General features: G+C 71.0%; 11 protein-coding genes. 7 read left to right on the top strand and 4 right to left on the bottom strand.

The genetic code is table 11. The annotated features are described in order from the left end of the window. Position 1 precedes the first annotated feature (1 nt). The 5 genes from ABZ642_RS18160 (at position 2) to ABZ642_RS18140 (ending at position 8,444) form a co-directional block, all read left to right on the top strand. The gene (locus tag ABZ642_RS18160; protein WP_360484430.1) at positions 2-1,900 is read left to right on the top strand and encodes an ABC transporter ATP-binding protein; all 1,899 of its coding nucleotides are present in this window, start codon (positions 2-4) and stop codon (positions 1,898-1,900) included. After that, positions 1,897-3,639 carry an ABC transporter ATP-binding protein gene (locus ABZ642_RS18155; RefSeq protein ID WP_360484427.1) on the top strand — a complete coding sequence of 581 codons (1,743 nt, stop codon included), beginning with the start codon at positions 1,897-1,899 and terminating at the stop codon, positions 3,637-3,639. Before ABZ642_RS18160 ends, ABZ642_RS18155 begins: the two co-directional genes overlap by 4 nt. 290 nt (positions 3,640-3,929) lie before the next feature. Beyond that, complete coding sequence (locus ABZ642_RS18150; RefSeq protein WP_360484424.1) at positions 3,930-5,963, top strand: M4 family metallopeptidase; 2,034 nt, start codon at positions 3,930-3,932, stop codon at positions 5,961-5,963. Between the two features lie 253 nt (positions 5,964-6,216). Further along, complete coding sequence (locus ABZ642_RS18145) at positions 6,217-7,857, top strand: M4 family metallopeptidase (RefSeq protein WP_360484421.1); 1,641 nt, start codon at positions 6,217-6,219, stop codon at positions 7,855-7,857. 71 nt (positions 7,858-7,928) lie between these two features. Beyond that, the gene (locus ABZ642_RS18140; protein WP_360484418.1) at positions 7,929-8,444 is read left to right on the top strand and encodes a DUF1990 domain-containing protein; all 516 of its coding nucleotides are present in this window, start codon (positions 7,929-7,931) and stop codon (positions 8,442-8,444) included. Between the two features lie 3 nt (positions 8,445-8,447). Here the strand turns inward: ABZ642_RS18140 and ABZ642_RS18135 are convergent, their stop codons facing one another. The 4 genes from ABZ642_RS18135 to ABZ642_RS18120 all read right to left on the bottom strand — a co-directional run bounded on the left by ABZ642_RS18135 (position 8,448) and on the right by ABZ642_RS18120 (position 12,268). Further along, a complete protein-coding gene (locus tag ABZ642_RS18135; protein WP_360484415.1) occupies positions 8,448-8,618 on the bottom strand; it encodes a DUF6086 family protein in 171 nt (56 codons plus the stop codon). An 87-nt stretch (positions 8,619-8,705) separates the two neighbouring features. Then, entirely contained in the window at positions 8,706-9,197 is a 492-nt protein-coding gene (locus tag ABZ642_RS18130) for a SitI3 family protein (protein ID WP_360484412.1), read from the bottom strand. Then, positions 9,181-9,639 (bottom strand): hypothetical protein, encoded by a 459-nt coding sequence (locus tag ABZ642_RS18125; RefSeq protein ID WP_360484410.1) that lies wholly within the window; start codon positions 9,637-9,639, stop codon positions 9,181-9,183. The genes ABZ642_RS18130 and ABZ642_RS18125 overlap by 17 nt, the downstream gene beginning before the upstream one ends. Before the next feature lie 4 nt (positions 9,640-9,643). Continuing rightward, positions 9,644-12,268 carry a glycosyltransferase family 1 protein gene (locus ABZ642_RS18120; protein ID WP_360484407.1) on the bottom strand — a complete coding sequence of 875 codons (2,625 nt, stop codon included), beginning with the start codon at positions 12,266-12,268 and terminating at the stop codon, positions 9,644-9,646. A gap of 217 nt (positions 12,269-12,485) precedes the next feature. Here ABZ642_RS18120 and ABZ642_RS18115 point away from each other — a divergent pair, with 217 nt between their 5' ends. Continuing rightward, a complete protein-coding gene (locus ABZ642_RS18115) occupies positions 12,486-13,688 on the top strand; it encodes a S8 family peptidase (protein ID WP_360484404.1) in 1,203 nt (400 codons plus the stop codon). Positions 13,689-13,953: 265 nt separating this feature from the next. Continuing rightward, positions 13,954-15,152 (top strand): maltotransferase domain-containing protein (locus ABZ642_RS18110; protein WP_360484400.1); only part of this gene is annotated, 1,199 nt, incomplete at its 3' end.

Raw genomic sequence — 15,152 nt, 5'->3', positions numbered from 1 at the left:
GGTGATCGACGCGCACGAGGATCCGGGCACGCCCGACACGCGCGGTGGCTGGTACTACCTGTGGTGGCTGGTGCGCCGCCAGCCGGGCCGCTCGCTGGCCGGGGCGCTGCTGGGCAGTACCTGGCTGACGTTGATGGCCGGAACGCCGTACCTGATGGCCCGGGCCGTGGACGACGGCCTGGTGCCGGGGCACATGTCGGTGCTGGCCGGGTGGACGGCGGCGATCTTCGTCCTCGGAGCGGTCAACGCGTGGATCAGCATCATGCGCCACCGCACGATGACCCGGGTGCGCATGGACGCGTACTTCCGGACGATCAAGGTGGTCGTCGGCCACGCGGTACGGCTCGGTGCCGCACTGCCCCGGCGGACCGGAGCCGGTGAGGTCGTCACGATCGGCGTCGGTGACGTGCACACCATCGCCCAGGCGCTGACCGTCGTCGGCCCCGGGGTGGGCGCGGTCGTGGTGTACGCGGTGGTGGCCGGCCTGCTGATGCCCATCTCGCCCCTGCTGACCGGTGTGGTCCTGCTCGGGGTGCCGGTGGTGGCGCTGCTCGCGGGCCCGCTGACCCGGCGGCTCCAGGGCCGGGAGACCGAGTACCGGGAACGCCAGGGCGTCCTCACGGCCCGCATCGGCGACCTCGCGGGCGGTCTCCGTGTCCTCAACGGCCTCGGCGGCAAGGGCCTGTTCGCGGACGCCTTCCGCAAGGACTCACAGCACCTGCGCGTGCAGGGCTACCGGGTGGGTGCGGTCGCCAGCTGGGTCCAGGCCCTGGGCGTCGGCCTGCCCACGGTGTACCTGGCGGTGGTGACCTGGCTCGCGGCCCGGATGGCCGCCCGCGGGGAGATCACGGTGGGCCAGCTGGTGTCGGTGTACGGCTATGTCGCGGTCCTGGTGGGCCCGGTGGCCTTCTTCCTGGACATGGGCTACCAACTCAGCCGGGGCGTGGTGGCCGCCCGCAGGGTGGTAGGCCTGCTGCACCTGGCCCCGGAGCCGGACGAGGGCACGGAGCGGGCCCCGGCCGAACCGGCGGTCCTGCACGACCCGGAGTCGGGGGTACGGGTCCGCCCCGGCCGGCTGACGGCTCTGGTGGGCGCGAGCGTGACGGAAACGGGAGCGGTGGTGGACCGCTTGGGCCGCTACATCCCGTCGAACGTGACCTGGGGAGGGGTACGCCTGGATGCCGTGCCCCTGCCGGAGGTACGGACGCGCATCCTGGTAGCCGACAACGATGCCCACTTCTTCGCCGACAGCCTGCGCAACTCCCTCAGGGGCGCAGAGCCGTATCCAAGCGGCGACCGCGACGCGCCCCTCAGGAGCGCAGAGCCGTATCCAAGCGGCGGCCCCGACGCACCCCTCAGGAGCGCAGAGCCGTATCCAAGCGGCGGCCCCGACGCGCCCCTCAGGGGCGCGGGGAACTGCGCGACAAGCCCCCACTCGCCCGCACCCGCCACTGAACCCTCGGCCGCACCTTCTGACGCGCAAACCACCCACGCCCTCCACGCAGCCGCAGCCACCGACATCCTGCAGGCCCTCCCGAACGGCCTCGACTCGGAGATCTCCGCCCAGGCCCGCAACCTCTCCGGCGGCCAACGCCAACGCATCCGCCTGGCCCGCGCCCTCCTCACCGACCCCGAGGTCCTCCTCGCCGTGGAACCCACCTCCGCCCTCGACGCCCACACGGAGTCCCTCGTAGCGGAGCGCCTGCGCACCGCCCGCGCCGGCCGCACCACCCTCCTCACCACCACCTCACCCCTGATGCTGGCCCGCGCCGACGAGGTGATCTACCTGGTCGACGGCAAGGTCGCGGCGACCGGCACCCACGAGGGCCTGCTGGAGTACGAGCCCGGCTACCGCGCCCTGGTGGCCCGGGACACGGAGGAAGAGGAGGCCGTACGGTGACGACGAGCCAACTGCCCGTCGCCGCACGGGCCGACGTGCGGCGGGCCGTGCTCCGCCTGGTGCGGGCCGACCGCGGGGCCTTCTCGGCCGCCCTGCTGCTGAACGCGCTCGCCGCCGGCACCGGTCTGGTCGGCCCGTGGCTGGTCGGCCGGATCGTGGACGCGGTCCGGGCCGGCCGCGGTGTCGGCGCCGTGGACCGCCTCGCCCTGTGGATCCTGCTCTGCTCGCTCGCCCAGCTGCTGCTCGCCCGCTCCGCCCGCTACCTGGGCCACCGGTTCGGGGAGCGGACCCTGGCCCGGGTGCGCGAGGAGTTCGTGGACCGGGCGCTCGCCCTGCCCGCGTCGGTCGTGGAGCGGGCCGGCACCGGGGATCTGACCGCGCGCGGCACCTCCGACGTGAGCACCGTCGGCACCACGCTGCGCGATGTCGGGCCCGAGCTGCTGGTCAACTCGGTGCAGGCGCTGTTCGTGATGGCCGCGGTCTTCGCACTGGACCCGATGCTCGGCGCGTTCGGGGTGCTCGGGCTGGCCCCGATCTGGCTCGCGCTGCGCTGGTATCTGCGCCGGGCCCGGGACGGCTATCTCGGGGAGGGCGCGACGACCTCCGGGGTCGCGGAGATCGTCACGGCGACGGTGGCGGGCGCGCGCACGGTGGAGGCGTTCCGGCTCCAGGAGCAGCGGATCGCGGCGAGCCGACAGGCGCTGGAGGCCAACCGGAAGACCCGCTTCTACACGCTGTATCTGCGGACCGTGTTCTTCCCGGCGGTCGAGGTGTCGTACTCCGTGCCGGTGGCCGGGGTGCTGCTGATCGGCGGGCTGCTGCAGGTCGGGGTCGGTGTGGTGGTGTCGGCGGCGCTGTATCTGAGGCAGTTCACGGAGCCCCTCGACCAGATCCTGATGCGGGTGGAGCAACTCCAGTCCAGCGGCGCCTCGTTCGCGCGGGTGGAGGGGCTGGCGCAGGCTCCGCGGACGGAGCCGGACGGCGGGTCGCCGACGCCGGCGGACGACCGGATCGATGTGCGCGGGGTGCGGTACGCCTACGAGCGCGGCGGCGAGGTGCTGCGCGGGGTGGATCTCACGGTGCGGCCCGGGGAGCGGCTGGCGGTGGTCGGGCCGTCCGGCGCCGGGAAGACGACGCTGAGCCGGCTGCTGGCGGGCGTCGACGCGCCCGGGTCGGGCACCGTGACGGTGGGCGGGGTGCCGATCGCCGGGCTGGCACCGGAGCTGCTGCGCCGCCAGGTCGTCCTGGTCACCCAGGAACACCATGTCTTCCTCGGCACGGTCCGGGACAACCTGCTGATCGCCGAACCCACCGCGAGCGACCCGGACCTGTGGACGGCGCTGACGGCCGTCGGCGCCGACGGCTGGGTCCGCGGCCTCCCCGGCGGCCTCGACACCGTGCTCGGCGCGGGCGGTCGTGCCACGGACGGCTCCCAGGCCCAGCAACTCGCGCTCGCCCGCGTGGTGCTGGCGGACCCGCACACGCTGATCCTGGACGAGGCGACGGCGCTGCTGGACCCGGCGACCGCCCGGCACGCCGAACGCGCCCTGGCCGCCGTCCTGGAGGGCCGTACGGTCATCGCCATCGCCCACCGGCTGCACACCGCGCACGACGCCGACCGGGTCGCCGTGATGGAGGACGGCCTGGTCACCGAACTCGGCACCCACGAGGAGCTGGTGGCCGCGGGCGGGGCGTACGCGGCGCTCTGGGCGACCTGGCACGGCGACAAGGTGCCCTGAGACCCGCCCCCTCACCGAACGATCCGCATACCGAACATGAACATCCGGTCAACGAACGATTTCCGGCCAAATTCCTGACGCGGTCCTGACAGATCGCGTTTTCTGGTGCCACTCTTCCCACGGCCGACTCACAGCAACCCCACAGAATCACCCAGTCGCTGCCGGGTCCGGCACTGCACGCGTACGTGGTTCCGCGTTCCGCCTGTTCCGCATGTTCTGCCCGGACGGCCCACCCGCCCTCCGGATCTCCCCTGGCCGTGTGACCCGCGGCCACGCAGAAGGAGTCAGTGTTGAGAAGCAGTTCCTCTCGCAGACGCACCCCCCACCGCACCGCAGTAGTGGCCCTCGCGGGTGTCACCGCCCTGATCGCCGCTGCCGTCCAGTCGGGCGCCGCCAGCGCCACCCCGGCCGCACCGCAGGCCGGCCGGATCAACCCCGCGCACGCCGCCGTCAAGCTCTCGCCCTCGCAGCGCGCGGAGCTGCTGCGTGACGCGACCGCCGAGAAGGCCGCCACCGCCAGGTCGATAGGCCTCGGCGCCAAGGAGAAGCTGGTCGTCAAGGACGTCGTGAAGGACGCCGACGGCACCGTCCACACCCGCTACGAGCGCACCTACGCGGGCCTCCCGGTCCTCGGCGGCGACCTGATCGTCGACACCGCCAAGTCGGGTGCCACCGAGCGTGTCGTCAAGGCGAACAACGCCACGCTCAAGGTCGCCGACCTCACCCCGGCCGTCAGCGCGGCGAGCGCCGAGAAGCAGGCCGTCTCCCGCGCCAAGACCCTCGGCTCCACCAAGTCGGCGGCCGACGGCGCCCGCAAGGTCATCTGGGCCGGCAACGGCACCCCCGTCCTCGCCTACGAGACGATCGTCGGCGGCTTCCAGGACGACGGCACCCCCAACCAGCTGCACGTCATCACCGACGCCGCCACCGGCAAGAAGCTCTTCGAGTACCAGGGCATCGAGAACGTCACGGGCACCGGCAACACCCAGTACAGCGGGACGGTGTCGCTGTCGACGACCCAGTCGGGCTCGACGTACAACCTGACCGACGGCGACCGCGGCGGCCACAAGACGTACAACCTGAACCACGGCACCTCGGGCACCGGCACGCTGTTCTCGCAGTCGAGCAACACCTGGGGCAACGGCACCACGTCGAACGCCGCCACCGCGGGCGCCGACGCGCACTACGGGGCCGCCGAGACCTGGGACTTCTACAAGAACACCTTCGGCCGCAGCGGCATCAAGAACAACGGTGTCGGCGCCTACTCCCGCGTCCACTACGGCAACTCGTACGTGAACGCGTTCTGGGACGACGGCTGCTTCTGCATGACGTACGGTGACGGCTCCGGCAACGCGGACCCGCTGACCGCCCTCGACGTGGCCGGCCACGAGATGAGCCACGGCGTCACCTCCAACACCGCGGGTCTCAACTACACCGGTGAGTCCGGCGGCCTGAACGAGGCGACCTCGGACATCTTCGGCACCGGCGTGGAGTTCTACGCGGCCAACTCCTCCGACGTCGGTGACTACCTCATCGGCGAGAAGATCGACATCAACGGCGACGGCACCCCGCTGCGCTACATGGACAAGCCGAGCAAGGACGGCGGTTCGGCCGACTACTGGTCCTCGTCGGTCGGCGGCCTCGACGTGCACTACTCGTCCGGCGTCGCGAACCACTTCTTCTACCTGCTGAGCGAGGGCAGCGGCGCCAAGGTCATCAACGGCGTCAGCTACAACTCGCCCACGAAGGACGGCCTTCCGGTCACCGGCATCGGCCGGGACAAGGCGCTCCAGATCTGGTACCGCGCGCTCACCACCAAGTTCACCTCGACCACCAACTACGCGGCCGCCCGCACGGGCACCCTCGCGGCGGCGGGTGAGCTGTACGGCACCACGAGCACCGAGTACAAGGCGGTGCAGGACGCCTGGGCGGCCGTGGCGGTCGGCTCTCGCTCCGGCGGCGGTGGCGGTACGGGCACCTCGTACGAGAGCACCACTCCGGTGTCGATCCCGGACAACGGGCCCGCGGTGACCTCGTCGATCACGGTCTCCGGCCGGACCGGGAACGCGCCGAGCAACCTCCAGGTGACGCCGAATATCAGCCACACCTGGCGCGGCGATCTGGTGATCGACCTCGTCGGTCCGTCCGGGACGTCGTACCGCCTGAAGGCCTTCAGCTCGTCCGACTCCGCGGACAACGTGACGGACACCTACACGGTGAACGCCTCGTCGGAATCGGCCAATGGAACCTGGAAGCTGAAGGTCCAGGACCAGGCCGCACAGGACGTCGGCAAGATCAACAGCTGGAAGCTGACCTTCCCGTAAACCGCAGGACACGGGCGTGAACGACGGGCGCCGTCCGGGGGTTCGACTCCCCCCGGGCGGCGCCCGTTTTACATGCTCGCAATGTTCACCCAACACCTGCTTTTCGGCCAACATCACTTCAGGGTCCTGACATGTACGCGACCTTGATGTCACTCTTCCTTCACCCGTCGCACAGCACAGCAACTTCACAACCCCACAGCCGGGCCGGTAACCCCACATGGCCCCGGACTCCCCACATCCTGAAGGAGCTTGAGTGAGCCCCCTCTACGCGCGTCACAAGCGCACCACTCTGGCCATCGCCACCGCTGTCGCCGCCGGCGCCCTGCTCACCACGGGTATGACCGCGAACGCCACGGCCGCCGACAAGCAGCTGGCCGCCGCCCCCACCCTGCTCTCCAACTCCGCCCGCACCGCCCTCATCCAGAAGGCGCAGGCGGACGTCACCGAGACCGCGCAGCAGATAGGCCTCGGCGCCAAGGAGAAGCTGGTCGTCAAGGACGTCGTGAAGGACGCCGACGGCACCGTCCACACGCGCTACGAGCGCACCTACGCGGGCCTCCCGGTCCTCGGCGGCGACCTGGTCGTGCACACCTCCAAGGCCGGCAAGACCGAGGGCGTCACCAAGGCGACGAAGACGGCCATCAAGGTGGCCTCCCTCAAGCCGCAGATCAGCACCGCCAAGGCGGAGAAGTCGGCGCTCACCGTCGCCAAGTCGCTGGGCTCCAGCAAGTCGGCGGCCGACGGCGCCCGCAAGGTGATCTGGGCCGGCAACGGCACCCCCGTCCTCGCCTACGAGACGATCGTCGGCGGCTTCCAGGACGACGGCACCCCCAACCAGCTGCACGTCATCACCGACGCCGCCACCGGCAAGAAGCTCTTCGAGTACCAGGGCATCGAGAACGCCACCGGCACCGGCAAGACCCTGTACTCGGGCACCGTCAGCCTCACCACCAGCCTGTCGGGCACGACGTACTCGCTGACCGACGCCTCGCGCGGCAGCCACAAGACGTACAACCTGAAGCACGGGACGTCCGGCACCGGCACCCTGTTCACCAACACCACCAACACGTGGGGCACCGGCACCGCCTCCAGCTCCACCACCGACGTGACCGCCGCCGCGGACGCCGCCTACGGCGCCCAGGAGACGTGGGACTTCTACAAGAACACGTTCGGCCGCAGCGGCATCAAGAACAACGGTGTCGGCGCCTACTCCCGCGTCCACTACGGCAGCTCGTACGTGAACGCGTTCTGGGACGACAGCTGCTTCTGCATGACCTACGGTGACGGCTCCAGCAACACCCACCCGCTGACCTCGCTGGACGTGGCCGGCCACGAGATGAGCCACGGCGTCACCTCCAACACCGCGGGTCTCAACTACTCGGGCGAGTCCGGCGGCCTGAACGAGGCGACCTCCGACATCTTCGGCACCGGTGTCGAGTTCTACGCGGCCAACTCCTCCGACGTCGGCGACTACCTCATCGGCGAGAAGATCAACATCAACGGCGACGGCACCCCGCTGCGCTACATGGACCAGCCCAGCAAGGACGGCGGCTCCGCCAACTACTGGTCCTCCTCGGTCGGCAACCTCGACGTGCACTACTCGTCCGGCGTCGCCAACCACTTCTTCTACCTGCTGTCCGAGGGCAGCGGCGCGAAGACGATCAACGGCGTGAGCTACAACTCGCCGACGTACAACGGCTCCGCGGTCACCGGCATCGGCCGGGACAAGGCACTGCAGATCTGGTACAAGGCGCTCACGACGTACTTCACGTCGACCACCAACTACAAGTCGGCGCGCACCGGGACGCTCTCGGCGGCGGCCGCCTTGTACGGCTCCGGCTCCACCGAGTACAACGCGGTGGCGGCGGCCTGGACGGCGGTCAACGTCAGCTGACCCCGTAACGAGCGGTGTGGGCGGGCCCCCGGGGAGAAGACGTCCCGGGGGCCCGCCCTACGCTCTCTCCCATGTCCTTCACGTACGAGGCTGTCGGCGCGACCCGCGAGGACCTCGCCGCCTGCCCGCCCGGCTTCCACCACCTTCACGTGCGCACGCGCATAGGCGAGGGCCAGGAGGTCTTCCACAAGGCCGCCGAGACGGTCCTCACCTGGGAACTCCACCGCGCCCTGGGCGTGGGCATCGACGCCGCCGCCGACCGCGCGGCCCCCGGCGTCGACGTCACGGTCACGCTCGCCGGCCTCATCAAAGCCCCCTGTCGTGTCGTCTGGACGGCGGAGGAGTCCCGCCGGGCGGGCTGGGCCTACGGCACCCTCACCGGCCATCCCGAATGCGGCGAGGAGGCCTTCCTGGTCACCCGCACCGGCGACGGCACGGTCTGGCTGACCGTCGCGGCCTTCAGCAAGGCCGCCAAGTGGTACGCCCGCGCCGGCGGCGCCGCGACCCGGGGGTTGCAGCAGGCGTACGCGCGCCGTTGCGGGGCGGTGCTGCGGAGGCTGTGCGCGGATGCGGAGCCCGAGTTCTGACGGTCAGACCGGCATGGCCCGGGCGTGCTGGTCCCGCAGCACCGTCCATGCCCGTTCCTGATCCGGACCGGGCATCGCGGGGGCCGGGTGTCCGGCGCGGTCGATGAGAACCAGTGCGGTCGCCAGGAAGCCGAGGGACACCGAAAGCCTGGAGAAGACCTCGGCGGTTCCCACGAATGCGTGGGCGACCTCGGTATTCGGGCACCAGATGTCGCGCCCCGGCATATCAGTCGCGTGAAACCCGGAATCGCGTGTGCTGACTCACTCCGAGTCCATGGTGTGGTTTTCCCGCCGGTAGGGCTGCGCCATCAGGGCCAGCCGCTGCGGTGGCCAGACGTCGTCCCGTTCGTTGAGGCTGAGTTCGCCGTTCCGGCGAAGCAACCAGATCACCTCGTACTGGAAGTGCAGAACCGCGTCGCCCTCGACGCGCTCCAGCAGACGCGCCAACAGCCCGACCATGTCGGTTTGCTGGAGGCCCACGTCCGCTCCTTTCCCCATACGGAAGGCCACGGAGACAGTGGGCGTGAAACCGAGTTCGGTGACGACAGGATCCCAGGGGGACAGCCGGTCCGATTCCAGCACCCGAACCCACAGACCGCGAGAGGTGTAGAGAAACACCTCCTTGTCCAACAGCCGCTCGGCCGTGAACGACGCGTCGAACACGCCGATGTCCCTGCCGATTTCAGCAAGCCAGGTCGCGACCTCGACCGGCGACGACTCCGTCGCAACGTCAAGGTCAAAATCGATTGCCATACTGTTTGCTACCTTCGCGTCCTACGGATAGAAGTGGACTCGCCGCCAGCCGCCGGACGTCATGTCGGCCCGGTCGGGCCCAGTCGCGTCGTTGACGATGCCGGTCAGTCCGGCACCCGCCATGGACACCCCCGGCCTGGTTCGCCGCGTCGTCGCGGACGCCCTTGGCCTGCCGGAGGGCCGACTTGGCGTTCGACAGGTCGCCCGCCGCCTGGTCCCGCGCCCTGTTCAGCCGGACGCGCTGGGGATCGTCGTCGGCCATGCCCTTCGGCAGACCATGGAGTTGTCGGCGAAACTCGTCGAAGGCGCCGACTACGCGCCGGTCCCCGAGTTCCGCCGCGGAGAAGTCCTCGGCCGGATCGGTGCGGCTGGTGAAGTTGTCGTAGGAGCGATCCGACCGCCAAGGACAGGCACAACCCACCCTTGGCGCGTCGGGTTCCACGTGGTCACCGCATCAGCACCCCGGCCCCCTCCACCGCCCCCTCCGAAGGCGTCGTCATCAGCCCCAGTTCGGCGCCTGAGGCGAGGAGTCGGTGGGAGGGGAGGATGCGGACCGTGTAGCCGTAGGGGCCCGTGCGGTCCAGGGACAAAGGACCCTCGTAGGTCCAGTGGCCCTCCAGGTCCGGGCCTCCGGTCGGCTTCAGCGGCACCGTCGTCGCGTCCGTGATGCCGTCCTCGGAGTCGACCCGGCCGGAGACCGCCTGCACCTCCACGTCGTCGGGCGTGAGGTCGCCCAGCCGGACCCGGACGCGCAGCGCGAGGGTGGTGCCCAGTTCGGCGGTGGCCGTGGCCGCGGTGGTCGCCACATGGTCGACCGACACCCCGTGCCAGGCGCCCCGCACCCTGCCCTTCCAGGCGGACAGTTCACGGGCCGTGTCGGTGGTCATCGAGCGGTGGGCGTGCGCCGCCGGGGTGTAGAGGCGCTCCACGTACTCCCGGACCATCCGGCCCGCCAGCACCTTCGGGCCCAGCAGGGTCAGCGTCTGGCGGACCATCTCGATCCAGCGGTCCGGGAACCCGCTCTGCCCGCGCTCGTAGAAGCGCGGGGTGACGCGTTGTTCGAGGAGGTCGTAGAGGGCGTCCGCCTCGATGTCGTCGCGGCGCTCGGGGTCGGTGCCGGCGCCGTCCGCCGTCGGGATCGCCCAGCCGAAGTCCGGCTGGAACCACTCGTCCCACCAGCCGTCCAGGACCGAGAGGTTGAGGCCGCCGTTGAGCGCCGACTTCATCCCGCTGGTCCCGCACGCCTCCAGCGGGCGCAGCGGGTTGTTGAGCCAGATGTCGCAGCCGGTCAGCAGCTTCTGCGCCATCGCCATGCCGTAGTCGGGCAGGAAGACGATCCGGTGCCGGACCCGCGGGTCGTCGGCGAACCGGACCAGCTCCTGGACCAGCCGCTTGCCGCCGTCGTCCGCCGGGTGCGCCTTTCCGGCCACCACGACCTGGATCGGCCGCTCGGCGTGCAGCAGCAGGTCCATCAGCCGGTCACGGTCGCGCAGCATGAGCGTGAGCCGCTTGTACGAGGGGACGCGCCGGGCGAATCCGATGGTCAGCACGTCCGGGTCGAGGGCGTGGTCGATCCAGCCCAGCTCGGCGGTCCCGGCCCCCCGTTGCCGCCAGGAGGCGCGCAGCCGGTCCCGGACCTCCAGCACCAACTGCTCCCGCAGGTTCCGGCGCAGGTCCCAGATCTCCTGGTCGGAGACGTCGGCGACCGCGTCCCAGCGCTCGGTGCCGCCGACGGTCAGCGCCTCCTCGGTACGGCGGTCGCCCAGCTGCCGCGCCCCCAGCCGGACCACCTCGGGGGCCACCCAGGTGGGGGCGTGCACCCCGTTGGTCACGGAGGTGATCGGCACCTCGTCGGCGTCGAATCCCGGCCACAGTCCGGAGAACATCTCCCGGCTGACGTTGCCGTGGAGCAGCGAGACCCCGTTGGCGCGCTGGGCGAGCCGCAGTCCCATCACGGCCATGTTGAAGAGGTTGGGTTCGCCGCCGGGGTAGGTCTCCATCCCCAGGCGCAGGATGTGCTCCACCCCGATCCCGGGCAGTTCGGCGTCGGGGCCGAAGTGGTGGGCGACCAGCTCCCGGTCGAAGCGGTCGATGCCGGCCGGGACGGGGGTGTGGGTGGTGAAGACGGTACCGGCGCGCACCGCCTCCAGCGCGGAGTCGAAGTCCAGCCCCTGGGCGCAGAGCTCGGCGATCCGCTCCAGGCCCAGGAAGCCGGCGTGCCCCTCGTTGGTGTGGAAGACCTCGGGCTCGGGGTGGCCGGTCAGCCGGCAGTACGTCCGTACGGCGCGCACACCTCCTATGCCGAGCAGCATCTCCTGGAGCAGGCGGTGCTCGCTGCCGCCGCCGTAGAGCCGGTCGGTGACCCCGCGTCCGCCGAGGTCGTTCTCCTCCACGTCGGAGTCCAGCATCAGCAGCGGCACCCGGCCCACCTGGGCCAGCCAGATCCGGGCGCGCAGCAGCCGGCCGCCGGGCAGGGCGAGGGAGACGTGCGCCGGGGTGCCGTCGGCGTCCTTCAGCGGCACCACCGGAAGTTCGTTCGGGTCGAGGACGGGATAGTGCTCCTGCTGCCAGCCGTCCCGGGACAGGGTCTGCCGGAAGTACCCGTGCCGGTACAGGAGGCCGACGCCGATCAGCGGTACACCGAGGTCGCTGGCCGACTTGAGGTGGTCGCCGGCCAGGATGCCGAGGCCGCCGGAGTACTGCGGCAGGGCGGCGGTGATACCGAACTCGGGCGAGAAGTAGGCGACGGCCGCCGGGAGCTCGGCGGCCTGCGGCCGGGACTGGTACCAGCGGTCGCCGGTCACGTAGTCGTTGAGGTCGTCCGCGGCCGCCGTCAGCCGGCGCAGGAACCGGCGGTCACCGGCCAGCTCGGCGAGCCGGGCCGTCGGCACACTGCCGAGCAGCCGCACCGGATCGCCCTCCGAGGCGGCCCAGCGCTCGGGGTCGACGGCCTGGAAGAGGTCACGGGTCTCGGTATGCCAGGACCAGCGCAGATTTCGCGCCAGGTCGCTGAGAGGGCGGAGAGGGTCGGGGAGAACGGGACGGACGGTGAACCGACGGATCGCCTTCACATTCCACTCCACGCGTTCGTGGTGAGAGCCGTACGGCGGTGTGCGGCTCGGCGTCCCTCAGACGGTACCGGTGTCGAGGGGGCCGTTGTCGGAGCTCCGGCACCAGACGCCGGCTTCGTCCCCCGGTGGACGGACCGAGACGCGCCACGCCTCCTTGTGGGACCCGGTCCCGCACGAGAGGCTGCCCCCCTGAGCTGAGGAGGGGGAACTCGCAGCCATGTCATGGACGATCATCCGGCGTTCGCGGGTGGTGGGGGGCTTGACCGCGGCCGTCACGGCCGCGGTGCTGTCGTCGGCCACCCTGCCCGCGCACGCCGTACCGGAGGGGACCGTACTGGGCGTCGGCCGACCGGGCTCGGTCGGCGGAAGCTATCTGGTGACCCTGGAAGAGGGGATCGAGGGGGCGTCGGCGGCGGGGAAGGACGTCGCCACCCGCTATGGGGCGAAAATAAGCCATACTTACGGCAGTGTGCTGAACGGATACGCCGTCCGGGCAAGCGCTGGACAGGCCCGGCGGCTCGCCGCGGACCCGCGGGTCGCGTCCGTCGTCCAGGACAGCCGGATACGGCTCGACCGCACCCAGACGAACCCGCCGTCCTGGGGCCTGGACCGCGTCGACCAGGCGGGGCTGCCGCTCGACAGGGCGTACACCTGGCCGAGGTCGGGAGGCGCGGGCGTCACGGTCTACGTGCTCGACACCGGCATCCGAATCAGCAACCGCGACTTCGGCGGCCGGGCGGGCTACGGCTGGGACTTCGTCGGGAACGACAGATCCGCCGGCGACGGCAACGGACACGGGACACATGTCGCCGGCACCATCGCCGGCACCCGGTACGGCGTCGCCAAGAAGGCGCGGGTCGTCTCCGTACGGGTCATGGACAACGCGGGGTCGGGCACCACCGCCCAGGTCATCGCCGGTATCGACTGGGTCACCGCACACGCCCGCAAGCCGGCGGTGGCCAACCTCAGCCTGGGCGGTGCGCACAACGCGCAACTCGACGCCGCGGTACGGAACTCGATCAGGTCCGGGGTGACCTACACCGTCGCGGCCGGCAACGACGGCGTCCCGGCCGCCCGCTACTCGCCGGCCGACGTACCGCAGGCCCTCACCGTCGGCGCCACCGACCGCACCGACGCCCGCGCGCGCTTCTCCGACTTCGGTGGTGCCGTCGACCTGTTCGCCCCGGGCGTGGCGATCACCTCGGACTCGTACGCGAGCGACACCGGCAAGGCGACCTACTCGGGTACCTCGATGGCGTCACCGCATGTGGCGGGCGCCGCCGCGCTCTACCTCGCCGGTCACCCGAAGGCCTCCCCGGCCCAGGTCGCCGAGGCCCTGATTGCGGGGGCCGCGAGCGGGAAGGTGACCGGTGCGGGACCGGGGTCACCGAACCGGCTCCTCCGGGTGCCGAAAACATAAAGCGTTTTCCCCGATGCGAACACGCCACCGGCCCCGTTCGTACGGAACGGGGCCGGTCTTGTGCGTAGACATACGGCTGAGTAGTTAACAAAGTGCCGGATTGCCCACCCGAATAGGGTGGGAAGGCTCCTCCGGTACACCCCATGGACACAGCGCTGATACCCCGTACAGGTAGACCCTCAAGTACGCCCTCGGAAACAGCCGCAGGACCCGTCCCGCCACCATCCATCCGCCCACACCCTCGTTGCCGCGGACAGGAGCGGTCATGCCCGCCACGCACCAGTCGTCAGCACCTCCGACACAGCGCACGTCATCGCGTGCCGCACCCCCCGCGGACGAGGCCACCGCCGTCGGCCGCATACCCGTCCTCGACGTCCGCCCTCTGGTCCAGCAGGGGCGCCGGCCCGCCAAGGCGGTGACCGGGGAGTCGTTCGAGGTCACCGCCACCGTCTTCCGCGAGGGCCATGACGCCGTCGCCGCCAATGTCGTACTGAAGGACCCCAAGGGCCGCCGGGGTCCCTGGACCCCGATGCGGGAGCTGGCCCCCGGCACCGACCGCTGGGGCGCCGAGGTCACCGTCGAGGGGAAACCGGGCCGTTGGACCTATCAGGTCGAGGCCTGGGGAGATCCGGTCACCACCTGGCGCCACCACGCCCAGATCAAGATCCCGGCGGGCATCGACACCGGTCTGGTCCTGGAGGAGGGCGCACGGCTCTACGAACGGGCCGCCGCCGGGGTGCCGAAGAGCAAGAAGCGGGAGGTCGTCCTGGCCGCCGCTCAGGCCCTGCGCGACGAGGACCGCCCCGCCCCCTGGCGCCTCGCCGCCGCGCTCAGCCCCGAGATCGACAAGATCCTCACCCGGTATCCGCTCAGGGAACTGGTCACCTGTTCCGAGCCGTTGCCGCTGCTGGTCGAGCGCGAGCGGGCCCTGTACGGCTCCTGGTACGAGTTCTTCCCACGCTCCGAGGGCACCCCCGAGCGGCCGCACGGCACCTTCCGGACAGCGGCCCGCCGGCTGCCGGCGATCGCGGAGATGGGCTTCGACGTCGTCTACCTCCCGCCCATCCACCCCATCGGCACCACCTTCCGCAAAGGCCCCAACAACACCCTGAGCGCCGGAACGGAGGACGTCGGGGTGCCCTGGGCGATCGGCTCCCCCGAAGGCGGGCACGACGCCGTCCACCCGGACCTGGGCACCCTGGAGGACTTCCGGTGGTTCGTGGCCGAAGCCGGCCGCCACGGCCTGGAGATCGCACTCGACTTCGCCCTCCAGTGCTCCCCCGACCACCCCTGGGTGGAGAAACACCCCGAGTGGTTCCACCACCGGCCCGACGGGACCATCGCCTACGCCGAGAACCCGCCCAAGAAGTACCAGGACATCTACCCCATCGCCTTCGACACCGACATGCCCGGCCTGACCGCCGAGACCGTGCGGGTCCTGCGGCACTGGATGGACTGCGGGGT

This window comes from Streptomyces sp. NPDC007157, from assembly GCF_040634235.1.
GTDB lineage: Bacteria > Actinomycetota > Actinomycetes > Streptomycetales > Streptomycetaceae > Streptomyces.
The sequence above is the reverse complement of the archived record's forward strand: the minus strand, read 5'-3'. Positions and strand labels throughout refer to the sequence as shown.